This is a genomic window from Chromatiales bacterium, assembly GCA_014323925.1.
In the GTDB taxonomy this organism is placed as follows: Bacteria; Pseudomonadota; Gammaproteobacteria; order Poriferisulfidales; family Oxydemutatoraceae; genus SP5GCR1.
The window spans coordinates 27,483-53,871 of sequence record JACONC010000007.1 but is presented as its reverse complement, the minus strand read 5'-3'; the positions used below and the strand labels follow the sequence as shown (position 1 = coordinate 53,871).

Annotated in this window: 26 protein-coding genes and 3 tRNA genes; 14 read left to right on the top strand and 15 right to left on the bottom strand. The window is 44.5% G+C overall.

Annotation, left to right across the window (positions count from 1 at the left end; all coding sequences use genetic code 11):
• Positions 1–33: 33 nt before the first annotated feature.
• From clpP to GDA45_04505, 3 genes are all read right to left on the bottom strand, one after another.
• The gene (gene clpP, locus GDA45_04515; GenBank protein MBC6414180.1) at positions 34–657 is read right to left on the bottom strand and encodes an ATP-dependent Clp endopeptidase proteolytic subunit ClpP; all 624 of its coding nucleotides are present in this window, start codon (positions 655–657) and stop codon (positions 34–36) included.
• A 12-nt stretch (positions 658–669) separates the two neighbouring features.
• The gene (locus GDA45_04510) at positions 670–1,977 is read right to left on the bottom strand and encodes a trigger factor (GenBank protein ID MBC6414179.1); all 1,308 of its coding nucleotides are present in this window, start codon (positions 1,975–1,977) and stop codon (positions 670–672) included.
• Positions 1,978–2,031: 54 nt separating this feature from the next.
• Positions 2,032–2,114, bottom strand: a tRNA-Leu gene (locus GDA45_04505).
• 68 nt (positions 2,115–2,182) lie between these two features.
• Between GDA45_04505 and GDA45_04500 the strand changes: the two genes are divergently transcribed.
• Entirely contained in the window at positions 2,183–3,070 is an 888-nt protein-coding gene (locus GDA45_04500; protein MBC6414178.1) for a CPBP family intramembrane metalloprotease, read from the top strand.
• Here GDA45_04500 and GDA45_04495 read toward each other — a convergent pair.
• The 7 genes from GDA45_04495 to GDA45_04465 form a co-directional block, all read right to left on the bottom strand.
• A complete protein-coding gene (locus GDA45_04495) occupies positions 3,060–3,365 on the bottom strand; it encodes a hypothetical protein (protein ID MBC6414177.1) in 306 nt (101 codons plus the stop codon). The genes GDA45_04500 and GDA45_04495 overlap by 11 nt on opposite strands.
• Before the next feature lie 2 nt (positions 3,366–3,367).
• Positions 3,368–3,874 (bottom strand): putative molybdenum carrier protein, encoded by a 507-nt coding sequence (locus GDA45_04490; protein MBC6414176.1) that lies wholly within the window; start codon positions 3,872–3,874, stop codon positions 3,368–3,370.
• A 22-nt stretch (positions 3,875–3,896) separates the two neighbouring features.
• Positions 3,897–4,676, bottom strand: a complete 780-nt coding sequence (locus GDA45_04485) for a phosphatidylcholine/phosphatidylserine synthase (protein ID MBC6414175.1) — start codon at positions 4,674–4,676, stop codon at positions 3,897–3,899.
• Between the two features lie 11 nt (positions 4,677–4,687).
• Positions 4,688–5,704 carry a ketol-acid reductoisomerase gene (gene ilvC / locus GDA45_04480; protein ID MBC6414174.1) on the bottom strand — a complete coding sequence of 339 codons (1,017 nt, stop codon included), beginning with the start codon at positions 5,702–5,704 and terminating at the stop codon, positions 4,688–4,690.
• Positions 5,701–6,222 carry an acetolactate synthase small subunit gene (gene ilvN / locus GDA45_04475; GenBank protein ID MBC6414173.1) on the bottom strand — a complete coding sequence of 174 codons (522 nt, stop codon included), beginning with the start codon at positions 6,220–6,222 and terminating at the stop codon, positions 5,701–5,703. The genes ilvC and ilvN overlap by 4 nt, the downstream gene beginning before the upstream one ends.
• Before the next feature lie 40 nt (positions 6,223–6,262).
• On the bottom strand, positions 6,263–6,493 hold the full coding sequence (locus tag GDA45_04470; protein ID MBC6414172.1) for a sulfurtransferase TusA family protein: 231 nt from the start codon (positions 6,491–6,493) through the stop codon (positions 6,263–6,265).
• A gap of 120 nt (positions 6,494–6,613) precedes the next feature.
• Complete coding sequence (locus GDA45_04465; GenBank protein ID MBC6414171.1) at positions 6,614–6,838, bottom strand: hypothetical protein; 225 nt, start codon at positions 6,836–6,838, stop codon at positions 6,614–6,616.
• 333 nt (positions 6,839–7,171) lie between these two features.
• On the opposite strand from GDA45_04465, the gene GDA45_04460 reads away from it, so the two are divergent.
• Genes GDA45_04460 through prmC form a run of 3 tightly spaced genes read left to right on the top strand, consistent with a single transcriptional unit; the run spans position 7,172 to position 10,334 of the window.
• A complete protein-coding gene (locus GDA45_04460) occupies positions 7,172–8,437 on the top strand; it encodes a glutamyl-tRNA reductase (protein MBC6414170.1) in 1,266 nt (421 codons plus the stop codon).
• Complete coding sequence (gene prfA, locus GDA45_04455; GenBank protein ID MBC6414169.1) at positions 8,434–9,519, top strand: peptide chain release factor 1; 1,086 nt, start codon at positions 8,434–8,436, stop codon at positions 9,517–9,519. Before GDA45_04460 ends, prfA begins: the two co-directional genes overlap by 4 nt.
• Before the next feature lie 5 nt (positions 9,520–9,524).
• Entirely contained in the window at positions 9,525–10,334 is an 810-nt protein-coding gene (prmC, locus tag GDA45_04450; protein MBC6414168.1) for a peptide chain release factor N(5)-glutamine methyltransferase, read from the top strand.
• 101 nt (positions 10,335–10,435) lie between these two features.
• On the opposite strand, the gene GDA45_04445 is transcribed toward prmC, so the two are convergent.
• The 3 genes from GDA45_04445 to GDA45_04435 are packed head-to-tail and all read right to left on the bottom strand — an operon-like array spanning position 10,436 to position 12,931.
• Positions 10,436–11,044 (bottom strand): SEC-C domain-containing protein, encoded by a 609-nt coding sequence (locus tag GDA45_04445; GenBank protein ID MBC6414167.1) that lies wholly within the window; start codon positions 11,042–11,044, stop codon positions 10,436–10,438.
• A complete protein-coding gene (gene fsa / locus GDA45_04440) occupies positions 11,025–11,693 on the bottom strand; it encodes a fructose-6-phosphate aldolase (GenBank protein ID MBC6414166.1) in 669 nt (222 codons plus the stop codon). The genes GDA45_04445 and fsa overlap by 20 nt, the downstream gene beginning before the upstream one ends.
• Positions 11,690–12,931, bottom strand: a complete 1,242-nt coding sequence (locus GDA45_04435; GenBank protein MBC6414165.1) for a 6-carboxytetrahydropterin synthase — start codon at positions 12,929–12,931, stop codon at positions 11,690–11,692. The genes fsa and GDA45_04435 overlap by 4 nt, the downstream gene beginning before the upstream one ends.
• 185 nt (positions 12,932–13,116) lie before the next feature.
• Between GDA45_04435 and clpX the strand changes: the two genes are divergently transcribed.
• From clpX to GDA45_04400, 7 genes are all read left to right on the top strand, one after another.
• Positions 13,117–14,391: an ATP-dependent Clp protease ATP-binding subunit ClpX gene (gene clpX / locus GDA45_04430; GenBank protein ID MBC6414164.1), complete on the top strand. Its 1,275-nt coding sequence runs from the start codon at positions 13,117–13,119 to the stop codon at positions 14,389–14,391.
• Between the two features lie 58 nt (positions 14,392–14,449).
• Positions 14,450–16,891: an endopeptidase La gene (gene lon, locus GDA45_04425; protein ID MBC6414163.1), complete on the top strand. Its 2,442-nt coding sequence runs from the start codon at positions 14,450–14,452 to the stop codon at positions 16,889–16,891.
• A gap of 183 nt (positions 16,892–17,074) precedes the next feature.
• The gene (locus tag GDA45_04420; GenBank protein ID MBC6414162.1) at positions 17,075–17,347 is read left to right on the top strand and encodes an HU family DNA-binding protein; all 273 of its coding nucleotides are present in this window, start codon (positions 17,075–17,077) and stop codon (positions 17,345–17,347) included.
• A 19-nt stretch (positions 17,348–17,366) separates the two neighbouring features.
• Positions 17,367–17,441: transfer RNA gene (locus GDA45_04415), tRNA-Val, on the top strand.
• Positions 17,442–17,535: 94 nt separating this feature from the next.
• Positions 17,536–17,612 (top strand) — tRNA-Asp (locus GDA45_04410).
• 40 nt (positions 17,613–17,652) lie between these two features.
• Positions 17,653–19,671: a SurA N-terminal domain-containing protein gene (locus tag GDA45_04405; protein MBC6414161.1), complete on the top strand. Its 2,019-nt coding sequence runs from the start codon at positions 17,653–17,655 to the stop codon at positions 19,669–19,671.
• A gap of 9 nt (positions 19,672–19,680) precedes the next feature.
• Entirely contained in the window at positions 19,681–20,943 is a 1,263-nt protein-coding gene (locus GDA45_04400) for a dicarboxylate/amino acid:cation symporter (GenBank protein MBC6414160.1), read from the top strand.
• Between the two features lie 177 nt (positions 20,944–21,120).
• Here GDA45_04400 and GDA45_04395 read toward each other — a convergent pair whose 3' ends face one another.
• Together GDA45_04395 and GDA45_04390 are read right to left on the bottom strand one after the other, a co-directional pair.
• On the bottom strand, positions 21,121–21,906 hold the full coding sequence (locus GDA45_04395) for an enoyl-ACP reductase (protein ID MBC6414159.1): 786 nt from the start codon (positions 21,904–21,906) through the stop codon (positions 21,121–21,123).
• 13 nt (positions 21,907–21,919) lie between these two features.
• Entirely contained in the window at positions 21,920–22,150 is a 231-nt protein-coding gene (locus GDA45_04390) for a hypothetical protein (protein ID MBC6414158.1), read from the bottom strand.
• Positions 22,151–22,304: 154 nt separating this feature from the next.
• On the opposite strand from GDA45_04390, the gene GDA45_04385 reads away from it, so the two are divergent.
• The 3 genes from GDA45_04385 to GDA45_04375 are packed head-to-tail and all read left to right on the top strand — an operon-like array spanning position 22,305 to position 26,331.
• Complete coding sequence (locus GDA45_04385) at positions 22,305–22,949, top strand: DnaJ domain-containing protein (GenBank protein MBC6414157.1); 645 nt, start codon at positions 22,305–22,307, stop codon at positions 22,947–22,949.
• Between the two features lie 3 nt (positions 22,950–22,952).
• Positions 22,953–25,145, top strand: a complete 2,193-nt coding sequence (locus GDA45_04380) for a VWA domain-containing protein (GenBank protein MBC6414156.1) — start codon at positions 22,953–22,955, stop codon at positions 25,143–25,145.
• A gap of 10 nt (positions 25,146–25,155) precedes the next feature.
• On the top strand, positions 25,156–26,331 hold the full coding sequence (locus GDA45_04375) for a pyridoxal phosphate-dependent aminotransferase (protein ID MBC6414155.1): 1,176 nt from the start codon (positions 25,156–25,158) through the stop codon (positions 26,329–26,331).
• Positions 26,332–26,389: the final 58 nt, after the last annotated feature.

Below are 26,389 nucleotides of genomic sequence, written 5' to 3'. Positions count from 1 at the left end.
CCTTGCCGTATATGGCGAAGGGCAGTTAACATATTATTTATCAGTTGCGCGATCCCGGTGCTTGAGTATCTTGTCAACAATACCATAGTCAAGTGCTTCTTCGGCATTCATGAAATTATCGCGTTCGGTATCGCGACGAACTTTAGCAATACTCTGCCCACTGTGTTTGCCAAGTAATTGGTTTAATTTTTCTCGTGTTTTAATAATCTCTTTGGCGTGTATGTCGATATCGCTCGCTTGTCCTTGAAAAGCGCCCATCGGCTGGTGAATCATCACTTTGGAATGCGGCAACAAATAGCGTTTGCCGGGTGTGCCGCCAGCCAATAAGATAGCCGCCATACTTGCCGCTTGCCCTATACACAAAGTGTTGATCTGCGGGCGAGTAAACTGCATGGTATCGTAGATTGCCAGACCTGCCGTCACCGATCCACCCGGCGAGTTTATATAGAGAGAAATCTCCTTATCGGAGTTCTCCGACTCCAAAAATAATATCTGTGCAACGATTAAATTAGCCATTTGATCACCAATAGCACCGACAACAAAAATCACCCGTTCTTTGAGCAACCGCGAATATATATCGTACGAACGTTCACCGCGAGCAGTTTTTTCAACCACTATAGGCACTAAATTCAGTGCTGTCTGTTCACCATCTTTCATCTTTGCTCTCCTTTATCTTCCTAATGCTTGATCGGTTTTGCCGACTATATCGTAAAAAGAATACTGCTTCTCACTCGGATTAACTTTCTCTGCCAACAGCTCAACCACTTTATCCTCCAGCACCATCCCCTGTATCGATTGATAGGCCTCGGCATTGTTGTTATAGTAATTGGTTATTTTGCTAGGGTCTGCATAATCAGTAGCAAGTTCGGCAATTTTGACATCGCACTCTCGGCGACTCGCTTTTAAGCTATATTTATCCGCAAGGTGGATGAATATTACATTGAGACGAACTTGTTCAGTTGCATGCTTTTCAAAAAACTCTTCGGGCATCTGATTGCTGGCGGAATCTTTATTGGGATTGTTTTGCATCAGTCTCTCTTTCATTGCCGCGATGCGTTCTTTGAGCATAGCCGGAGGGATGTCTACCTGGTTATTTTCTATGACTGTATTCTTTATGTTGTCTGCATATAAATTCTTTAAATTGATATCTAGTTGCCGTTCCATGCCCTCTTTTAATAAGCGACGCAAAGTCTCCAAACCACCTTCTTTGATCTCGCAGGCTCTGAAAAAATCATCATTCAGTTCTGGCAAAATAGCCTCTTCCACCTGCTTGACATGCACTTTACACTTCTTGTCATCGGCATTTTCATCGCTATTCTCACCAATGCCAAAAGATTCCATCACGACCTCTCTGCGTTCACCAGCGCACACATTTTCTAATTGACTATCAAAGTTTTTACCCAAAAAATTTGATCCCAATACAATGCTCTTATCAACGAGAGGGTCTGGCACCACACCTTTTTCTGCAGGCATCTCAACATCCATCGTTAATCTATCGCCATCAGTAGCGCCTTCCGTTTTAGGTTGCCATTTTGCATGACTCTTGCGTAATCTTTCGACCATAATATCTATATCAGCTTCCACTATCTCGCATATCGGCTTCTCAGGCGCAAGACCGTCAATGTTTAACTGCATATCGGGTATCACCTCTATGTAGGCAGTGTAATGAATGCCTTTATCCTTATCAAATGCTATATCGTCAAACTCAGGGGTCGCCATTGGCTTAAAAGAATATTCCATAATCGCCTCTTGATAACTTTTAGCCATTAGGGTGTCTGCAACTTCTTTTTCTATATCGGCACCGTAATAGCGTTTGATTACATCTACCGGCACCTTGCCTGGTCTAAAACCTTTCACTTTAGCCGTCGTAGACAGCTTGCGGATTTTTAGATTAAGCTCGGCATTATAATCCTCCGCCGATATATCGATGTGGAGTTTGCGACCGAAAGTGTTTGTTTCTTCTACTCGACAGTTCATTGATCTATATATTGTTGCACGCTTATTATAGTCTTAAAAAATCCATCACTGATATGCGGAAGGAGAGACTCGAACTCTCAAGGGAATATCCCACTGGCACCTAAAGCCAGCGCGTCTACCAATTTCGCCACTTCCGCACGACATTCAACGCATGGTATTAAAATAGTCTATTATAATGGATTTGCCCAATTAAAATAATTAAGTCATGCGCCTGTTTTTGCTTTTTCTATTCTCCGTAGTAGCAGCGATTTTAATCAGCAGTTTAATCGCTACACCGTTATATCAATTATTCGGTGTCGACCGGTTAACCGATTTCGACAACTTCGGCAAACGGTTAGCAATGTTGGCAATTCTGTTGACGATTGTTGCAATCCTCAAATATAAAGGATTGCTACACTATAAAAATGTCGGTTGGTCGGTTGCATACCGAACACACAGCGGGAGTCAGTTGCTAGGCTACGGCTTTATCGTTGGTATATTAATGATGCTACCAGTTACACTGTTGTTTCATTTCTCGGAGCTACGAGTGCTAGATATATCGGGATTTGCTTGGTCTAGCTTTATCGCTAAACTTGCATCGCTATTGCTTGCTGCGTTTGCTGTTTCTTTAATAGAAGAAACTTTCTTCAGAGGTGTTTTGTTCGATGGTTTTTTGAGAGAAAAAAGACCGACGACTGCGCTATTTCTCTGCGCATTATTTTTCTCAGTGATACACTTCGCTCGCATCAAAGGAGCCGAACTACCAACCGATGCACCTTGGTACCACGGCTTGATAATACTCACCGATAGCATAGCCGACCACTGGCATAGCGATTATCTAGCCACTGCGGTGAGTTTATTTCTAGCGGGTGTATTGCTCGGCATAGTACGACTGAAGACAGCGAGCGTGTGGGCTTGCATAGGCATACACAGCGGCTGGATACTGACGCTTAAAGTAGATAAAAAACTCTCCGACTTCAACGCGCAATCGGATTGGAATTTTCTGGTCGGACCTTATGACTCTTATAACGGCTGGGCGACCAGTGCTTGGCTAGCGATTATTCTGGTCGTCTACGCCACCGTCACCGCGATGCGCAAAAAAGCTAGCGGTTGATAATATTGACTTTATAAAAATACCACCGTTTGCCGATTAGCTGCATCATTCGGTCGTCGCCACGATAACGTCGGCGCATTAATCGGTATACAAAATACGGAATGTTGAAAAAGATGAATGCTAATAAAATCATCACCAAGCCGACTGCGATTTTATATTCGTCAAGTAACGGAACTTCTGCCCACCACAACCCAAGCCCGACCAAGCCGATGACGGCAGCCAACGATAAAGTCAGGCAACGATTGTAGTAGTCGTGCTGATGTTTAATCTTCTGCAGTAATTCTATAGAATCCATCTCTAGGCATCGGCAGTCGGTTTAGTAGCCATCAAGGTTATCTGCAACTGCGTCAAGCAGGCGGTCAATAACGCTTTGGTGTAAGCATATGCAGCGGACTGTTTACTCGCCCTAGGACCGGCGATATTTAAGCGGTGCGGTTTGTAGTCACGAATAAAATCCAATAGCCTATCAACAGCAACCGAAAATCCCTGTGCATTGGCGTCAATCAATAACATCGGTTTGTGCGCTTGATGACAGAACTCAACCGTTAACTTGGTGCCACCTTCCAATTGGTCGAAATAAACGACTACGGTTGCATCACTATCCTCAACATTGCACTGCGTGCGCTGAGTATAATCGGTGGTGGCAGTTTCTTTTAGCGGATAGCGTGCGTCGATAGTACCGTCTTCGGCTAGTCTGCCTTGTGGGCACCATCCACCGCAAGGCACTTCCAATTCCATAGCAACATCCAAAGCGGCCCGATCAACACCGCTTTGCCCGCCTGAGATGATGCTTAAACTTTGCACTGGCTACTGTTATCACCGTTATCTATCTTGTTCTATCCGATGACGGTGATTCCTTATACGACATTCGCTTCTTAAACAATCTGGTAAGCCATAAAAATAAACCAGAGCATAAATACAATATGGATATGAGCAATAGAAACTTAGGAATATCTAAAGCGGCTATAATCAGCACACTGATCGCTGCCAACACGCCAACCAACGGCACTCTTCCTACTTCTATTTGCTTGAGACTGAAGTAGCTTAGGTTGCTGACCATCGCAATACCGCTGACAATGAGAATGACACAACTCATCGTTATCGCTTCGGCACCGCTGTAGCCAATGTCTTCGTATGCCCAGATAAAACTCATTATCAAAGCTGCTGCCGCTGGACAGGGCATTCCTCTGAAATACTTCTTTAGCGTATCTTGTTGTGCGTTGAAGCGCGCCAACCTTAAAACGGTTGCCGAGATATAAAAAAATACCGACAGCCAGCCTATCTTAGCGAGCAGCCAACCGGACTCATTAATATGAACAAACGACCACTGATAAACGATCAGCGCTGGGATGCAGCCGAATACGATGGCATCGGTTAGGCTATCCAGCTCAGCACCGAAACGACTAACCGTATTGGTCAAGCGAGCAATGTTGCCGTCTAATCCGTCGAGCAAAACACAGAGCAACCCGAAAATCGCCGCCGCTTCGTAATTGCCAGCATACGCTTTGGTCATCGCATAGACACCGCTGAACAATGAGGCCAGCGTAATCACACTAGGCAGTAGAAAAATACCTTTCTTTGATGCCTTGCCTTTGAATTCTTGCATTGTATTGAGAGTTAGTTTTTATCCTTATCGACCAACCGCTGATCGGCAATCCACGACATCATACTGCGTAAGGTCTTGCCGGTTTTTTCTATAGGATGCTCGGCTAGGCGGCGACGCATTGAAAAAAATACCGGCGCACCGGCTTTATTCTCGCTGATAAAATCTCGTGCAAACTCGCCACATCTAATCTCTTCTAGTATCTTTTTCATCGCTTGCTTGCTTTCCTCTCCTACGACACGCGGGCCGCGTGTAAAGCTACCGTATTCGGCAGTATTGGATATAGAATAATGCATATTGGCAATACCGCCTTCGTACATCAAATCAACGATTAACTTCATCTCGTGTAAACATTCAAAATAAGCCATTTCCGGAGCATAACCCGCTTCCACCAGAGTTTCAAAACCATTTTGTATCAGCTGAACTAAGCCACCGCACAGCACTGCCTGCTCGCCAAATAAATCAGTCTCAGTCTCCTCTTTGAAATTAGTCGCAATCACCCCGGCTCGCGCGCCACCAATCGCTGCGGCATAAGACAGCGCTAACTCCTTGGCGTGACCAGAATTATTCTGATGAACGGCTATCAAGGTTGGCACACCTTGTCCAGATAAATAGGTAGAGCGAACCAAATGCCCAGGACCTTTGGGCGCGGCCATAAAAACATCATGATGGGCTTGGGGTTTTATTTGTCCGAAGTGTATATTGAAACCATGTGCAAAAGCGAGCGCAGCATCGGCTTTTAAGTTGGGTGCTATGCTTTCTGCATAGAGGTCGGGTTGGAATTCATCGGGTACTAAAATCATCACTACATCGGCTACTGCAACCGCTCCTTCAACCGATTGACAATCCAAACCGGCAGCTTTAACTTTAGTTTCGGATGCCGAACCTTTGCGCAAACCAACGACTACATCAACACCTGATTCCTTAAGGTTGTTGGCGTGGGCGTGCCCCTGAGAGCCATAACCTAAAATCGCGACCTTGTTAGACTTTATTAAAGATAGATCTGCGTCTTTATCGTAATAGATTTTCATTGATTACCTCCTAATATATGTGCACTTCTGCTCAATGTGATCGCACCGGATCTGGCAACTTCCAGAATCCGATGATGCTGTGCTTTTGCTTTGTTTATGAAATTATCTATCTGCGAACCTGCTGCCATCATTTGTACCACGCAAAATTTATCCAAACATTCGATAACCTCGGCACCACAATCTTGCGCTAATTCATAGATAGTTTGAGTACGCTCTTCATTATTATCGTTGGCAATTTTAGCCAGCAACATTTCCCTTTCTACATGTTTCTCGCCGGAGAAGTCCGACACCTCTATTACATCAATCAGCTTGTGTAGCTGTTTGCCGATTTGCTCAGCGACTTTATCCTCGCCAGTGGTGACGATCGTCATGCGAGACAACGATTTATCAACCGTCGGAGCAACCGTTAACGACTCGATATTATATCCACGCGCCGAAAAAAGCCCCGAAACACGCGTTAACACACCCGATTCGTTAGCCAGCAAAATAGAGAATATGTGCCTTAGTGATGTGCTCATGCACGGTTATATTGCGCAATATATAAGGATAAATTTACAGTCATACTTTTTTCATCAAAAAATAAAACTTGCCGCTCTCTTCCTTAGATTCGAGCAACTCGTTGCCAGTCTGCTTGGAAAATGCTTCAAAATCTTTGACCGAACCAGCGTCGGTCGAAATGATATGTAATACTTTCCCTTGTTCCATCTTCGCCAACGCTTTTTTAGCATGCAATATCGGCAACGGACAATTCAAACCACTGGTATCCAACTCTTGATCAAATTCAGCCATACTCACCTCCATGTTGTAAAAAATAATATATTGTCCATATTATACGGGATAAAGCAAATTACTAGACTCGGATACACTGGGTGCAGGTACACAAAATGAGTCTTTTATAAAAAATTTAATTTACAAAAGCATGTTAGTCATAAAACTAATAATCGCAGTGTATATCCCTATTGCTATTACCAGATGCCATGTCAATCTAGCATCTTGTTTTGCTATAACCGCGTCTAGATAGTCTTTTGTCGGCAAGTCTTTTGTGCTGGTAACATCGGCAACTGCTTTTTCTATTTCCTCATCAGTCGCATCAGGTATCCGTTTTAATAAATTGTATAAAGTAATCCCCAACATTTCTATTTACTCTTTATGCTTTATGGCAAAATATACTATAACCTGCTCCAGTAAGTTTTGGAATCTTTTCTCTCAGCCCACGCAACCAAATCAAGCATCAATTAAAGCTAGTTTGGCATTATTTATTCTTTGAGCTTTGAGTGAAACATCCGAACTACAGCACTAAACCAAGCGTTGAACAGATGGGGACGAGCCAAAGCTCATCCGCATTACCGCACCATATTCAGGGTTGGCAAGATGCAAGTTGGTTCTCGCAAGTGGCGACAACCAATGCCTAACTTCTGATAAACTAGGCGTTGGCATATTACAATCTATATTTTTACCGCTCAAACAATGAATTTTACCGTCGTCGGTCTTGATCACCTTACCGCTCCATTTGCACTACGCGAGCGGTTGAGCCTGACGGAAGAGGCTATCCCGCATACACTGTCCGACCTTGAAAAGCAGCTGCGGATCAAACACGGGGTGGTACTATCGACCTGCAATCGCTGCGAAATTTATACGCAAACAAAGAGCGCAGAACAAATGCAACAGCTCAGCAAGTGGTTGTGTAGTTTAGGAGACATTGATTATGCCGATAACGCCGAGTATTTTTTTCAATTAGATGGAAGTGATGCAGTACGCCATTTATTCTCCGTAGCCAGTGGTCTTAAATCGGAGATTATAGGTGAACCGCAAATATTAGGGCAAGTCAAAACTGCGTATCGCATCGCGCTTGCCAACAAGCGTAGCGATGCCGAGTTGAATAAATTATTTGAACACGCACTATACACTGCAAAGCGAGTGCGCAGCGAGACCGCTCTGGGGCAATACAAAACCTCTTACGCATCGGTTGCAATAGCGGTAGCACAGAAAATATTTGCTGCGCTATCTACTCGACAGGCATTGATGATCGGCTCCGGTGATATGATCAAAGCAGCAGCAATACAGCTCAAAAACAGAAACATCGGCTCGTTAACCATCGCCGGTCGGTCACCCCAAAATACCCAAAGACTAGCATCTGAAATGGATGCGAACACGCTCTCTCTAGACAAGCTTGCGCCATCACTCCATCATTTTGACTTGATTATTAGTTGCACAGCGAGCAAGCGCACCATACTCGCTAGATCTGCAGTCGAGCAGGCGTTAAAGGCGCGCAAGCAGAACACAATTTGTATCATCGATCTGGCTTTGCCACGTGATATACAATCATCGGTCGGCGAACTTGAAAATGTCTATCTCTATAATTTAGATAACTTAAGCCGCATCATAGATATCAATAAAAACCACCGCTTGGATACCGTCACTGAAGCGCAAACAATCATCGCTACAGAAATAGAACACTTTATACGGTGGTGCAACACCAGACAGGCTGCACATTTGATCGCACGCCTGAAAACCGACACTGACGAACAAGCCGACGAGGTGTATAGAAAATCGCTTGAGTTAATCAGCCAAGGCAAAGAACCGACACATGCCCTAGAATATCTAAAGCATACGCTAAGTGCCAAACTGATGCATCGCACCATTGAAATGCTCAACCGAGCTGCCGAGTACGGCGATGCAGATTTGATTGAAACGGTCAGCCAATTGTACAGCAACGACGAAGATAAAAAATGAAAGCATCAATACTTAAAAAATTGGAAACTGTAGCCGAACACCATCGGCAAATAGCATTACAGCTTAGCAAACCAGAAGTGATGCAAAATCAGGAAAAATACAAAAAACTTGGACAAGAATATGCGCAGCTAGATCCGATAGTAAAACTCTATGCGACATACCAAGATACCGAAATTAAAATAACCGAAGCCGCAGAGTTACTCAACGAGCAAGACGAGGCACTGCGCATCGTCGCTCAGGATGAAATTGAACACCTACAACAAGAACAGGCGGTATCAGAAAACAAACTAATGCAGTTACTGATTCCACAAGATCCGCACGATCAAGCCGACATATTTTTAGAAATCCGTGCTGGCACTGGCGGCGACGAGGCGGCTATCTTCGCCGGGGATCTGTTTCGCATGTACAGTCGTTATGTGGAACGAAAGAGATGGCAAATTGAAATACTCAATTTGAGCGAAGGTGAACACGGTGGCTTCAAAGAAATTATCTCCAAAATCAAAGGCAAAGCAGTATACTCTCGCCTAAAATTTGAATCGGGTGCGCATCGCGTGCAGCGCGTGCCAGAGACCGAATCACAAGGACGCGTCCATACATCTGCGGCAACTGTTGCTGTGATGCCCGAAGCGCAGGAGATCGATCATATAGAAATAGATATGAGCGAAGTGCGCATAGACACATTCAGAGCATCGGGTGCAGGCGGACAACATGTCAATAAAACCGACTCAGCAATACGGCTCACACACCGCCCTAGTGGTATCGTTGTTGAATGTCAAGACGAACGATCTCAACATAAAAATAAAATGCGCGCTATCTCATTGCTGCAAGCCAAGCTATTGGATGCGGAAAGGCGTAAACAAGAACAAGAACATGCCGAAAACCGCCGCAACCTAGTCGGTAGCGGTGACCGTTCCGAGCGTATACGCACTTATAACTTCCCGCAAGGTCGGGTCACCGACCATCGCATCACTTTGACGCTATATCAGTTGTCGCAATTAATGGAAGGCGACTTGGATATGCTTATTACTCCCTTAGTCAACGAGCACCAAGCCGACCTGTTAACCGAACTCAGCAAAGAATAAACCCGATGGATATACAAAGCGCACAACGCTATACACGCCAAACACTTGCCCCATACTGCACCGACGACAGTGACTATCTATTAGCTTATAGCTTGGGCAAGGACCGTGCTTGGCTCTATGCGCATTCGGAATATAGGCTCGGCAGCAAACAAATCAGCCGCTTGAAGCAGCTGATAGAAAGGCGCAACGATGGCAAGCCGTTGGCTTATTTGAAAGGACAGCAAGAGTTTTATGGTCTCAATTTCTATGTCAATGAAGCGGTATTAATCCCTCGCCCAGAAACCGAAGTTGCAGTGGCTTATGCAATTGATTGGCTACCGCAGGGCGGCCGATTGTTGGATCTAGGTAGCGGCTGTGGCAACATTGCGATCGCGATTGCTTATCACCGTCCCGACCTACATATCGTGGCAAGCGATGTCTCGTTGCAAGCGCTGGATATTGCCCGAAAGAATATGCAGCTACACCGCTGCAATATCACTCTAAAGCACAGTGATTGGTACCAAAACATAGATGAGCATTTTGATTGGATTATTAGCAATCCGCCGTATATAGCCGCTGGTGATGTAGATGCCGATGATCGAGAGATTTCGGCTGAACCCGAACTTGCCCTATACGCCGAAGACAACGGCTGCGCCGCGTTAAAGGCAGTGATCGCAGGTGCCAGAAATCATCTTAAGCGGCAAGCGACATTGCTGATCGAACACAGCCCAAAACAAGCTACCATAACCGCACAACTCATGCAAAGCGCTGGCTTCACATCTGCGCATTGCTTAAAGGATATTGCAAGTCTCCAGCGTTACACGATTGGGCGATAAACTTGCCGAATTAAGATGGTGTGTTGGAAGATGGTTGTAGGGGGGCGCTAGGCCTTATAAGATATTTTTAAGATATTTTTCGACTAAAATCCTCTAGATATCTAGACTAAACGACCGCAGCAGTTCTTATATCTTTTACCGCTACCGCAAGGGCACATTTGATTGCGCCGAACCATAGTCGGTGAGCGCGGCGAGGTTTTTTTCTTATTCGCTTGTTCAACATAATCGATACCGCCTAGCGATGGTACGCGAAAGGAAAAAAATGTATTGCCATCACTATGCGACAAGCTACAATCCCCCAGAGAGATAATATCCATGCCGATGATACATCCAATATCGGGATGTGGCAACGGCTGACTTATCTCAGTCATCTCAACTTTAGCCATACGCACTCTATTCGGGAGATAAACATCAAGAACATAAAATAACTGTTGCTTATTGCGCTCTTCTTTGACGATTGCTTCAAGCGAGAGCTCTTCTATCAGGCGTCTGGATAATTGCGAGCGTACCGCACCAGTACTCCACATCACCCTACATTTGCGTCTGATAGGGCTATGATAGTTCCTATCACTCAGCGTTGCTGGGCTTAGCTCGACATCAAACATAATTGTCGGTAGCTTGCCGTCGGCTCGCACCGTAAACGACGAACTTTGCGGTTCTTGTTTTTGGCTTGCCTGAGGTTTATTGCCTTTAGTCTTTTGCTTCTGCATAATCGCTCAAAAATTTTTTCAGCCCAGTATCAGTCAACGGGTGCTTAAACATGGCTTCAAGCACACCATACGGACAAGTTGCGACATCGGCACCGACTTCGGCACACTGCTCTACATGTTGTAGGCTTCTAATTGACGCTGCTAATACTTGGGTAGTAAAACCGTAATATCCGACGACATCGCAAATCTGTTCTACCAGCTGCATGCCGTTACCAATTTGTCCAGCATCGTCTAACCGACCTATAAAAGGCGAAATATAAAAGGCTCCCGCTTTGGCTGCTAATAAGGCTTGCGAGACTGAGAATATCAATGTGCAATTGGTGCGTATGCCAGCTTCTTTGAGCGTGCCTATCGCTTTTATTCCGGCTTGTGTCATCGGCACTTTGACGACAATATTTGGACTGATGTTGGCTAATTCTCTACCTTCTTCAACCATCGCCGAATAATCAGTTGCAATGACTTCCGCCGACACATCGCCACCCACTAGGGCGCAGATTTTCTCATAATAATCGTGTACGCTTAGCTTATTTTGTCGAGCAATTTTGCTTTTTGCTAGCAAACTTGGGTTTGTAGTGACACCATCAACGATGCCGGTATCAACCGCTTGCTTAATTTCTTCTATATCTGCGCTGTCAATAAATAGCTTCATTGTTTGTCGTGGTCAGCCACCAAATCAAAGCGGACCGGATGTGTTGCTCTCAATGCACGCCTGCGTATAGGCGAGTGCCCCAACTGCTTGTGTCCGAATGCTGAAGGCATGCATTGTACACCATTTTGCAGATCTTCCAACGACGCGCCGCTAAAGCGACAATAAGAACTATCGGTCTCGTAAATCAACAACTCGGATAAGTTAGGCAAATAGTCTATCAATTGTTGCCAGATAAATGCACTCAATAGTTCCGTTGACGAGCGCCAGCTCAGTGTCGAGTCACTAAAATTGAGACTTTTATGATCGAGCTTTTTAATCACCCGTTCGGTAACAACCGCTTTAATATAACCGTAGTCCATCACGAAGCCGTTATATGGGTCTATCGAATCGCAGATAGTCACATGCAGGTTGTAGCGGCCACCGTGCAAATTGGCGCAGTTGCCAGTGTGGTCGGTGATAAAGTGAGCAGCATCAAATACCAATTCCTTGGTAACCGATGCCGGTGGTGTTTTTCGATAAAAACGCTCACGAGTACAAGGCATCTCGTCCAGTATTCTCTCAACAAGATGTAGCAACGCATTACTGTCGGCATGCGTTTCGCTACGCAATAGGACCTCCGTGCCACCTACCGCAGCCAATTTTATCAATCGAATCCCAAACGACTCATCCAATCGGCTGGCAATCCAATCGGCATAGCGGTCTTCACTATAGCGTAAAAATAGATAGCCACCGTGTAACTCGGCTTTAAGCGCAATAGTGATGGCAACGAATCTTAAAAAATTGTCACTGCTTAATTTTTTCAGTTCAGCTAGTTGATAATTATCCAGTGGGCGCGCCGGAGTTTTCAATCGGTTTAGTGCAACGACGCGATGGGTAGTGTCGTTGTAGATATATTCTTGTTTAAACTCAAAGCCGTAATCGGTCAGCGATAGTTGTAGCCAGAATAAAAAATCTAGTCGGCGCACTTCTCCGTTTATCAATAAAAAATTTGCATCACTTTTGAGCATACCACTTGCGGCGAGTGCAGCGAGGACCAATTTTGCGTCATCCGATGCCGCCTTTTTTTTATAGCTGTAAGCTGCTGGGTCATCCGTTTTATTTAATAGTGTCGGTGGCACGAGTATATCCAGCGGTAACTTATGGCGTAGTGCGTACTCGTGCAAGGTCAAACCGCAGCATTGCACTAAGTGTTCGTTATCTAAATAGGGAGTGTCTTTCCCACATTCTAAACATTGCATCGTATCAGCTCTTGTTAAATTATTTAGTTCATTATATCAGGCAACTATAAAATCAGTGCTGTTAATCGGCGCATACCACAACGACAAACCTAATCTTTGGTAAATATTTTTATAAATAAGATACATAGGTGGCGACATTTTCAATATTTTGCTATATCATAGCAGTTAGATATGAATGAACGCACATGACCAAAGATGTGAAAAAGAATAGCAAATCTAGTGACCAATTAATACACTGTTCTTTTTGCGGTAAAGATCAACGCGAAGTAGAAAAATTAATCGCCGGACCGTCGACATATATCTGCAACAAGTGTATAGAACTCTGTAACGATTTACTGGATGTAAAAGAAGAACCGCAAATAGTCGGTAGCAACAAACAAATCCCTAAGCCACAAGAAATTAAAAACACTCTAGACCAATATGTGATTGGTCAAGACCACGCCAAAAAGGTTTTATCGGTGGCGGTCTACAATCACTACAAACGTTTAAGCCAACCCGACAACGATAAATCAGTAGAAATTGCTAAGAGTAACATTCTGCTGATAGGACCGACTGGTTGCGGCAAGACCTTGCTTGCTCAAACGCTTGCCCGAATATTGAATGTACCCTTTGCCATCGCTGATGCGACCACCTTAACCGAAGCCGGTTATGTCGGGGAGGATGTGGAAAATATCATTTACAAACTTTTGCAAGCGTGCGACTACGACATAGAAAAAGCCGAACAAGGAATCGTCTATATTGACGAAATAGACAAAATCTCCCGCAAATCAGACAACCCTTCAATCACCCGCGATGTATCCGGCGAGGGCGTGCAACAAGCACTGCTTAAGTTGATAGAAGGCACCGTTGCAGGAATACCGCCGCACGGTGGGCGCAAACACCCGCAGCAAGACCTCGTACAAGTGAATACTCAAAATATACTATTCATCTGCGGCGGTGCGTTCGCTGGACTGGATCACATCATCCAGCAGCGTACTGATAAAAGCGGTATCGGTTTTGCAGCTAATATTCTTAGTGCTAGCGATGATCGGACACTGAGTGATCTATTAAATAAGGTGGAAGCTAGAGATTTGATCGGCTACGGCTTGATACCTGAGTTCGTTGGACGGCTGGCGGTGTTCTCGGTATTAGATGAGCTCGACGAAGAGACCCTGGTGCGCATATTAACCGAGCCTCGCAATGCCTTGGTGAAGCAGTATCAATATCTGTTTAGTATGGAAAATGTTGAGATAGATTTTCATCCTCAAGCACTCAATACGATTGCCCAGAGAGCGATGACAAAGTCTACTGGTGCGCGTGGCTTGCGCAATATTATAGAATCCATGTTGCTGAATACGATGTACGATTTACCGTCAATCGATGATGTCCAAAAAGTCGTCATTAATAAGAGCGTCGCCGCAGGTAAGACACCCCCATTATTAGTGCATAAAACATCGCCACAACGCAAGAAAGCAGGATAATTTACCTTGAAATATAGCCAATGGACCTTATAGTAAACTGAACATACGGAGTATTCTTATGAAAAGCAAAGTAAAAACTGAAATCCCCGACTTGATATTACCAGTTCTCCCGTTGCGCGATGTAGTGGTTTATCCGCACATGGTTATTCCGCTATTTATCGGGCGAAAAAAATCTATCAATGCAATTGAATTCTCTATGGAATGCAACAAACAAATTATGCTGATCACCCAAAAAGAAGCCGATACCGACAATCCTACAACTAAGGATATCTATACGGTCGGCACCATGGCGAATATCTTACAGTTGCTCAAGTTACCCGACGATACGATTAAACTGCTAGTAGAGGGTACCGAACGCGCCGAAGTTATTAGATATACTAAGGATAAAAAATTCATCGGCGCCGAGTTAAAGATACGAGAAACCACATCTAGTGCCAATGAAAAGAAAGTTGAAACCTTGGCGCGTCTGGTTTTGAATCAATTCAGCCAATATGTCAAACTCAACAAGAAAATACCATCTGAGGTGTTGCAAACACTCACCACAACCGAAACCTTAGATAGGCTCGCCTATACAATTGCCACACACACAACTTTAAGTATCGAGAATAAACAAAAGATTCTAGAAATCAACGACATCTACCAACAAATGGAATGTCTGATGACACTATTAGAAGAAGAACTGGATATTCTGAAAGTCGAAAAGCGCATCCGCGGTCGCGTGCAACAGCAAATGGAAAAAAGCCAACGAGAATATTACCTCAACGAGCAGATGAAGGCGATACAAAAAGAACTTGGTGATATAGACAATATAGACAGCGAAACACAAAATTATCGTAAAAACATCTCTAAAGCCAATATGCCAGCCGAGACTGAAAAGAAAGCGCTCGTAGAATTAGGGCGATTGAATATGATGGCACCGATGTCCTCCGAAGCAGCGGTCGTTCGTAATTATCTGGATTGGCTAATTGGCATGCCGTGGACTAAAAAATCTCGCACCAAAAGAAGTTTAGGTGAAGCTAGCAAAATTTTAGAAAAAAACCATTACGGTCTAGAAAAAGTCAAAGAGCGAATCATTGAGTATCTCGCCGTCCAACTCCGCACCAAGAAAGTGAAAGGTACGATACTATGTTTAGTCGGACCACCAGGTGTAGGTAAAACTTCTCTGGGTAAATCAATCGCCAGCGCAACTGGGCGTAAGTTTACCCGTATGTCTTTAGGTGGTGTGCGCGACGAAGCCGAGATCCGCGGACATCGCAGAACTTATATCGGTGCGCAGCCCGGCAAGTTCATCCAAAACCTATCAAAGATAGGCGTGCGTAATCCACTATTCCTGCTTGACGAGATTGACAAAATGTCTACTGATTTTAGAGGTGACCCCGCTTCTGCTCTGCTTGAGGTGCTAGACAGCGAACAAAACTCGACTTTCACCGACCACTATATAGAAGTTGAATTCGACCTCTCCGATGTGATGTTCGTTTGCACCGCAAATAGTTTGCTCATACCACCGGCGCTGCTCGATCGTATGGAAGTTATCAGAATCCCCGGCTATACCGAGGATGAAAAACTCAACATAGCCACCCAATATCTCATGCCAAAAGCAATGGCAGAAAACGGCTTGGCATCAAAGGAGATGCAAATATCGGAAAATGCGATACTCGATACCATACGCTACTATACCCGCGAAGCGGGGGTGCGTAACCTGGAAAGAGAAATTATGAAGATTTCTCGCAAAGTCGTCAAATCTTTAGTTTTGAGTAAAAACAAAGCCAAAAAAGCGACAAAAGTAGACAGCAAAGGCTTAGAGCAATACTTAGGCGTGCGAAAGTTCCGCTATGGTATAGCTGACGAAGAAAACCGTGTAGGTCAAGTCAATGGGCTGGCTTGGACTGAAGCGGGTGGAGAGCTACTCACGGTAGAAAGTGCAACGATGCCGGGTAAAGGTAGATTATCGCATACCGGACAGCTTGGTGATGTTATGAAGGAGTCGGTGCAAGCAGCCATGACGATTGTTAGAAGCCGTAGCGAAGTTTCCGGAGTTGCAGCTGATTTCCACGAAAAACACGATGTCCATGTACATATACCAGAAGGTGCTACACCTAAGGACGGGCCTAGCGCAGGTATTGCGGTTTGCACTGCAATTACATCGGCTATTACCAAGATACCGGTACGCTCTAATGTAGCGATGACTGGAGAAATTACACTGCGCGGTGAGGTTTTGGCTATCGGCGGGCTGAAAGAAAAACTTCTAGCTGCGCAAAGAGCACATATTAAAACCGTGATTATCCCTAAAGACAATGCTAAAGATCTAAAAGAGATCCCAAAAAATATAACTGCTAAATTAGATATACGCCCGCTACAATGGATAGACGAGGTGTTAAAAGAAGCCTTGACAGAAATGCCCGTGCCGACACAATACAAGGATAAATTAACCGAAAAAATTCCTGCTGGTAAAAGAATCCCCAGCAAAACTGGTCGGACAACTAGGGTTCATAGACATTAAAAAAACGGCGATAGATATAAAAATAAGAAAATTTCATCATATTCTCTTACTTTTTTAGATTTTTGTTGCTAAAATTAGCACTTATACTTCTATAGAATATCCTGATAGCAAACAAAACAGCCGGGATAGTTTCTATCTTCAAAATTATTTGTTAACCATCATTTATAAGGAGACTAAACGAAAATGAATAAATCTGAACTCGTCGATCAAATCGTAAGCAATACCAGCCTAACTAAAGCAGACGCAAGCAAGGCGTTAGATGCAACTATATCGGCAATCACCAATAGTTTGAAACAAGGACAATCTGTTACTATCGTAGGTTTCGGAACTTTTATGGTACGGGAAAGTAAAGCGCGTATGGGGCGTAATCCTCGGACCGGTGAAAGCATTCAAATTAGCGCTAGTAAAAGACCCTCTTTCAAAGCAGGTAAAGGATTAAAAGACAGCTTAAATTAATCTATCCTGACGGAGTAAGGGGTGCTTAGCTCAGTGGTAGAGCGTCGCCCTTACAAGGCGGAAGTCGGGGGTTCGAATCCCTCAGCACCCACCACTGGGTAACTGAGTGATTTCGTTATGCTATGGATACTAATGAATATACTAGTATCCATAGTCATAAAAAAGGAAAAGCAATTAACAGAACTGTTGGAGTGGTAGTTCAGCTGGTTAGAATACCGGCCTGTCACGCCGGGGGTCGCGGGTTCGAATCCCGTCCACTCCGCCATATCTTATCAACCGAATGATACTTTGATTGCTAATAGAAAATGCTGACGAAAATTAGAGATAAAGCGACTGGCTGGATTGCTTATGCAATCGTTATAGTAATCTCCATTCCTTTCGCACTATGGGGCATACAACAATACTTTGGCTTAGATAGTTCCCCTACCGCTATTGCGATAGACGATCAAGAAATTAGTGAGTTTCAATTTGAACAAGCAGTTATAGAGAAAAGAAGACAATTAGAACAAACTCAAGCTAATGTTAGGTTTGACGAAGATGAAATCAAAGATAGCGTCGTCAGTGAAATAGTCAGTCAGCAGTTGATGATCCTAGCAATCAACAAGTATAACCTGCAAGCTACCGACGGAGATCTCGCAGAGTTTATCAGGAACAGACCAGAATTCAGGCAAAACCAAAGTTTTGACGCAAACCTTTACAGGGATTTGCTCGCCCGTAGCGGCTATAGCGTAACCGATTATGAACGGATACAAAGAGAAGACCTAAAAAAAGAACTATTTATAGACATGCTACAAAGTAGTAGCTTTGTGTTACCCAGCGAACGCGAGCGCTACATACAGCTTGCAGATCAGAGTAGAAAAATACGCTACCTCACTATGAACTATAGCTACTTCGTTGAACCCGACAGCATAGACACTGACCAAGCGCAAGCACACTACGACGCCAATATGGAATTATATCAATCACCCTATAAGGCGAGATTTGATTACTTAGAAATAAGTATGGATAAACTAGAAGCCGAAGAGATTGTAACGCCTGATGAAGCTCGACAGTACTACGAGGAACGCGCCGGTGATTATCTTTATCCAGAGAAATTCGACTTGCGTCATATTCTCATATCTACCGATGAACGTAGCGCTGACGAAGCACGCTCACAAGCCGATGAATTATATCTAGAGCTTTTAGAAGGTGCTGACTTTGCAGACCTTGCCCGCACCTATTCCGACGATATCTTGACTGCCGAAAGCGGCGGCATCCTCCCTGAATTGACTGCCGACGAACTGGACAACGACGAAGTACGCGATGCGGTCTTGCAATTAGCTGAAGGAGAATACACCAATCCCATATCTACCCAATACGGCATCCAAATCTTTGAGTTGCTCAAACTCACTGAAGCCGAACAAAAACCATTTAAGAAAGTTCGCAAGGAATTAATCAGCGATATAAAATATCAAAGAGCTAGTATACGCTACGCCGGTTTGATTGAAAGATTAGACTTGCTTTTGTTTGAAGATGAGCCTGGCTTTTTCAGTACGGTGAGAGCGAATTTGGGCTACGAGAAGCAAAGCACTGGTTTCATAGATCTCAACAAGCAAGAGAGCATCCTGGCAGACCCAAGCATCAGAGCCACAGTAATCTCGGAAATAATACAAGGTGGAAGAACCAACACTGGATTAATAGAGGTAGAGCCAGGAAGAAGAGCTTTCTTCGTCGGTATAACGGGTACTCAACCCTCAGTACAATTATCGTTTGAAGATGCACTGCAAGATGTTATTACCAATCTGATACTACAACAAGCTTATAACAAAATTCGTGAAAACACTGCTCAGTGGATTCAAGAGATACAAGCTGGCAACACAGACTTAGATACTCTGGCTACCGAAAATCGCTGGACAGTTGAAGACCCCGGCTATATCAAACGCAATGAGACTTCGATACCTCGCCCTATCGTAGAGAAAAGTTTCTCAGCACTACCTTCTAGTGAACTTCCTCTATACCAATCTCTGCAGATGGATTTTAACTATAACAATGACCATGCTCTGATCGAGTTGCTTGATATTCAAGCAGGCAAAGAAACCTCTCAAACTACCGTCATATATTCGTTAAAAAATCGCGAAGCCGTTGCGCTATTGGAAAGCCTGCAAGACTTCCATGATGTGGAAATCAATGTAGGGAAAGACGAAGACGAAGAGGAAGAAAATGAAAGCACTGAGACAAGCAATGAGGAAGAAACCGACGAAAGCGTAAATACTGAGGAAGACAGCGAAACAGATACCGTCGAAGATGAAAGCACTCAGCAACGCAACGCAAGTAGCGATAGATAACAACAAGCAATGAAAGCACCAGCTTTACATATACAGATATTTATTGCGCTAGCACTTGCCGTAATCCTAGGCTCGCTGACTAATGAACAAACCGAATTATTCGGCGTTGTCATACACGACATACTAGATTTTTTCGGTAAGCTTTTCTTAAATGCCCTGAAAATGATTGTCGTACCGCTGATATTTTCTTCGATCATAGTCGGAGTTACGGGTGTTGCAGCCAAGAATAATTTCGCTCGTATGGGCGTCAAAATCATGGTCTACTATGTATTTACCAGTACTGTATCTATACTCGTAGGGCTCATGCTGGTTAATCTTATCCAGCCCGGATTGATCGATGACGGTCTTGCTAAACTGGGTGACCTATCCGCCGAGCACGATGCTGTCGTGCGTAGCTTAGAAAAACAAGAGGAAACGAGCTTATTTGGTATTTTTCTACGCATGATACCGACCAATATCGTCTTGGCAGCCGCCGAGGGACAGTTATTAGGCATCATATTCTTCGCCGCAGTATTTGGTATTTTTCTAGCTAGATTAAAAGCTAAATTACGATCCCCTATGTTGAATTTCTGGACCGCATTCAACGAGACTATGATGAAAATCACATTATGGATTATCAAATTCTCACCTTATGGCGTTTTTGCACTGGTCGGAAAAGTCGTTATGACATCGGGACTTGGGGTCTTTGTACTACTGCTACAATTTTTCCTAACCGTGCTAGGTGGACTAGCTATACATTTTCTAATAGTACTGCCGCTGATACTCTATCTCGTCGCAGGAGTAAATCCCTATTTATATTTAAGAGCTATGATGCCAGCAGTATTGATGGCATTTTCTACCGCCTCATCATCATCTACTCTGCCACTCACTATCAACTGTGCAAGAAATAGAGTGAAAGCCTCCAAAGAGGCTAGCAGTTTTGTATTACCTCTGGGGGCTACTATTAACATGGACGGCACCGCACTCTACGAATGTGTTGCAGTGATTTTTATCGCTCAAATGTACGGCGTAGATTTAAGCTTCACTGCCCAGTTTACGATAGTGGTGCTAGCACTAATGACCTCTATAGGTGTTGCTGGGGTGCCAGCTGCAAGCCTAGTTGCAATCACCCTGATTCTGACTGCACTTCAACTACCCATGGAAGGCATAGCATTGATACTTGCGGTAGACCGAGTGCTTGACATGTGCCGTACCAGCGTCAATGTTTATAGCGACTCCACTGCGGTCGCCGTGTTAGCAAGAAACGAACCGCTCAGGCCAGTTCGCGCCTAATATTAATGCGCCGTTGTAGCGCCATTCCCACCATGCATTTATGCACACCTCTAGCACGCAGCTATCTGCGGCTACCTTAGGCTACTATAGTATAGGGATTGATGATAGTGATTTTTACTGCACTGATAATTCTTGTCACCGCACTTGTCACTGCATAGGCACAAAGTGTAGAGTAGCTTAAGGTGTGCGGTGCATACCCAACAAATGATAGCCTGAATCTACATGTATCACTTCACCAGTTATAGCGCGTGCCATCTCGGAGCATAGAAATGCTGCCACATCGCCGACTTCTTCAATGCTTACATTGCGGCACAGTGGGGCATTCTTTTCTACATAATCCAGCATTTCGCGAAAGCCCGCAATACCGGAAGCAGCTAAAGTTTTTATCGGACCTGCAGAAATCGCATTGATGCGTATACCGTCCTTACCTAACCCTACTGCAAGATAGCGCACCGCTGCCTCCAAACTCGCTTTCGCCAATCCCATAACATTATAATTCGGCACCACCCGCTCGGCTCCTAGGTAGCTCAATGTTAACATTGCACCCTCACCACCTTTCATCATTGCTCTTGCGTGCTGCGCAAGAGCAACCAAGCTGTAGCAACTTATTTCGTGAGCGGTATTAAAGCCATCTCTGGTACTATGGTCAAGAAACTCACCGTTTAATTCTTCGCGTGGCGCATAAGCAATAGAATGCACCAATATATCTAGCTTTGGCCAGTTTTGTTTTAAGCTGCGAAACAACTCTTCTATCTCGGCGTCGTTCTGAACATCGCACGGCAGTATCATCTCGGCATTACATTCGGCAGCGAGCTTTTCGACTCTGCTTTTAAGTTTTTCGTTTTGGTACGCAAGCACAATGCGCGCCCCTTCGCGAGCAAGGCTACGAGTAATACCCCAGGCGATTGAATGTTTAGTCGCCACTCCAGTCAGTAACGCACATCTGCCATCTAGCATTCCCATTTTTAGCCTTTAGTCAGGGTCCTGGGCTATAGATAGAGTGATCTTGAAACCACATTTTCGCAACCTCACGAGCTGCCGCCATGCTTTTGATATCTTTATAAAACTCGTCGAGCAAATCGTAATCACCGTCAAACTTCCCGGCATAAACCGCAAAATTTATCTGTCCGTCCCAAGTAATCAATATATCGCTTTCTTTATCAAGGAAGAGAATAGCACCCTTCTCTACTATTTCACTAATATGCATACTACATCCCCCAAAAGCCGCAGAATATTCACTATTAAATAGCGAGTAACATACCATAATTACCAGCCAAACCCTAGTAGATTTACAAATCGTACGACTCCAGTAGCAGATTTATCACACTGTATAATAAACAACTAAGTTTTTAGCTTGCATCATGTATCTATATATACTACTTACCATTGCGACTATTGTCATCGGGTTGTTATTGATCCGTTGGATTAGACTACAACCTAAAGAAAATCGCTTACGTTATTATTTATATCTGATAGCTGCCCTACTCGTAGGTATGGCTGCCACTGGCAGACTACACTGGTTCGTTGCAGCTGGCGGAGTAGCGTTGCCTCTTCTAATAAAGCTATTTTCCTTTTTACGTTGGACACCCTTGCTCCTGGGTCTGTATCAAACGATAAAACGCGGCGGCGCCGGCTTCTCTAGACATAATTCGGCAAATGCCTCGCCAGAGATGGTGCAAAACTTACTCTACCGTTTAGCTTCACTCAACAATCAAGAAATGCGCAAGCTGATAGAAATTTTGAAACAACGAGACCCGCAGGCAGCGAGCTTCGTTGAAGCGTACTTCAATAGACGACCTCATAGCACGCAACAAGGTGGTGCGCCTAAAAATATCACTAGCAAAGAAGCATATAAAATTTTAGGTTTAGAAGCGGGTGCTTCGCGCGAGCAGATCACACAAGCACACCGTAAATTGATGCAAAAATTCCACCCTGACCGTGGCGGTACTCCTTATATGGCAGCAATGATCAACGATGCCAAGCGGATTTTGTTAGAGGAGCTATGAACGATGCGCTATCTTAAAAGAGCACTAGACTACCTATCAGCACGATATCACGGTATCAATGCATCGCACACCGTGGTGCGCGCCGCATCGTCGACCGACTATGGTGGAATGGGTGAGCGAGAAATACAAACTCGCTTGGAGATTCTGATAGATTTACCAAACAAAGATTTATCCGAACTATTTCAAACTGCAAAAGCACTCACCCACTTTGGCATGAGTGATCAACTACGTTTACTAGAGGCAGCCGAACAACTGAGCAATATATCAACCGAACTCACCCACGAGTTCTGCTGTAAAGCAGTTGTTGCGTTAAAAGATCTAAATGAGAAAAATTGGCAAGTGTGGGTTAACGATATCAAATCGCTTGCGCAACAGAAGAGTATCACTGAGGCGATAAAATATCTCGCGCAAACCGAGGATTATGTTTCATCGCTTCAACCTGAACCTAGCGCAGTAATGCTTGAGCAAGTACGCCCAGTGATAGAGCATTTAATTACCGGATACGGTGGTGCCAAACTGAAGGTCACAGCAGATAGCGAACTTTATACCGATACTACAACCCTCTATTTGCCTGAACAATATGCTGCTTTTAATAGCACCGATCAAAACTTCAGCTTTTATAAATTAGCGGCGACCTATCTTTGGGCACAAAGCTGGTTCGGCACCTGGCGTATAGATATACCGCAACTACTCTACGAACACCAAGACCCCGAACACGCAGTCGCCTCATTCCATGCTTTAGAGACTGTTCGCTTGACACACTGTCTAAAAAGTATGCTACCTGGCATTATACGATTGGAAAGTAAGCTCTACGGTACGCTTTGGCAACCACCCGACACACCTGCCTGGCAAGCTGCACAAACACGACTGGCGCAAGACAATGCCCGAGCCGAAGACAGCATCGCTTTAATAGATGAAGTTTACCAAGAGCAGCTTCCTAAACTATACCCTTGCCATGGCGTTTTCAGACCCAGTCGAGTCTATAAGGCGATTAAAACTCGTGTTGATGACAATCAAAAACATCTGGCGCAGATGCTCGACAAACTGCGTAGCCAGCTGCAAAAGCAAAATAAAATCCTACCTAAAACTTCCAGCCCGTTCACCTTGAAATTCTACGAACAAGCGCTAACACCTGATGAATACGGTTTCGTGCTGAACTTAGATGGTGAAGATATAGAGATTCCAGAGGACTTGCTTGAAATGTTTGAACAGCTAAGCCAAGATTTAGGCAAGATACCTGAACAGCTACTAGCAGAATCTGAATCCGAAAATGCAACCACTACCACCACTGACACTCCCACTGAGGCAACTGCCGGTGGCATCGCCGATTTGATGTTACCCGAATGGGATCATGCAGTACAGAAATATCGTAAAGATTGGTGCCATATTTATATCGCATCAACCGATGAAGGTGAGCCTGATTTTGTCAAGCAAACATTGAACAAACACTACGGCATAATCCGCCGCTTGCACCGCACCTTTGAAGCATTGCGCAACGACGATCGGCTATCGTATAAGCAAACTCACGGAGACGAAATAGACCTTGACGCGGTAGTTGAAAGTCTAGTAGATACACTGGCAATAAAATCGGAACTCAACGACCATATTTTCATTAAAACCAACAAAGAGGAACGTGATGTAGCAGTGTTGTTCCTAATAGACATGAGTGCCTCAACTCGCGGTTGGATTAATCGGCTTGAAAAAGAGGCCTTGCTGTTACTGTGCGAGTCATTACAGATTTTAGGTGACCGCTATGCCATCTACGGTTTTAACAGTCATACCCGTAAGCAGTGCAAAATCTACCCCATCAAACAAATAGATGAAGATTACAATGCTGCGGTACAAAAAAGAATTAGCGCACTCAAAGCCGAACTTTATACACGGATGGGTGCGGCGATTCGTTATATCGGAGAACACCTGCAACGCTATGATGCCAAAACCAAAATACTTATCGTGCTGTCCGATGGCAAGCCTGACGATGCCGACGGCTATCGCGATAGCTACGGCGTGGAAGATACTCGTAAAGCTCTGATTGAACTGCGTCGATGCGGCATACACTCGCACTGCATCACCATAGACAAAACAGGTCATGAATATCTACCTTATATGTATGGTCATACCCGCTTTTCAATTATCAACGATATAGAAAAATTACCGTACCGAATGGCTGAAATCTACCGTCAAATTACTTGCTGATCACTCAACGATGATAAAAACCGAATCGCAACGAATGGCAGTCGTAGAAGATGCTGTTATCCCGCAAGTCAATGCACTGGTGCGTAAACATCGCGGCACCATCTCCTTAGGACAAGGTGTTGTCTACTATCCACCACCACCCAATGTTATGCGAGTCGCTGAAAAAACGATGTCCGACAAAGCATACCATTTATATGGTCCGGTTGCAGGATTGGACGAACTGCAAACGGCATTAGCGGAAAAATTAAAAAGCAAAAATAATATCGTGCTAAACGACGAGCAATGCTTATACATAACCGCTGGTGCAAATATGGCGTTCAACGCCGTGGTGTTGGCATTGTGTGATGTAGGCGACGAAATCATCCTACTGGCACCCTATTATTTCAACCACAAAATGACCATAGAGATGTGTAACTGCAAAGCAGTGATAGCCGATACTGATGCAGACTATTACCCAGTGATAGCACATATAGAAGCTGCGATTACCGACAAAACCCGAGCGGTCGTTAGCATATCACCGAACAACCCCAGCGGACGCATCTACTCAGCACAGACACTCAGCGACATCAACGCGCTGTGCGCCGAACATCAGATCTATCATATCAGCGACGAGGCGTATGAGGAGTTCGTAGACCAGCAACATCCCCATTTCTCACCCGGTTCATTGCCCGACTCAGCCGCCCACACCATCTCCATGTTCTCCTTTTCCAAAAGTTACGGTCTCGCCTCGTGGCGCATAGGCTATGCCGTCGTGCCGCGCACACTGGAGACCGCCATCGACAAAGTACAAGACAATATATTAATATGCCCACCTACCATCTGCCAATTCGCCGCATTAGAATGCCTCAGATCGGCAACCGACTATATCAAAGCGCATATAAAACAGATCGCCTACAACCGTCAGCTATGTCAACAGATGCTAAACGAACTCACCCATCAAGAAATAATCACGCCTCCGATTACAGAAGGTGCACTCTACACCTTCGTTGCTTTACAAAACCGAGACTGCGACTTTGCCATGATCGAAAAGCTAATTACTGATTACCAAGTCGCTGTGATACCCGGCAATGCCTTCGGCGCACATTACAAACACTGCATCAGAATCTCGTATGGCGCACTGCCTGCTACGCAACTAACGGTAGGCTTGGAGCGATTGGTGAACGGACTCAACAGATTGGGACTATAGAATTTTATTATTACTCAGAGCATGATGATGCCTCATCCCTAATGGAGCAAAAGTAGTA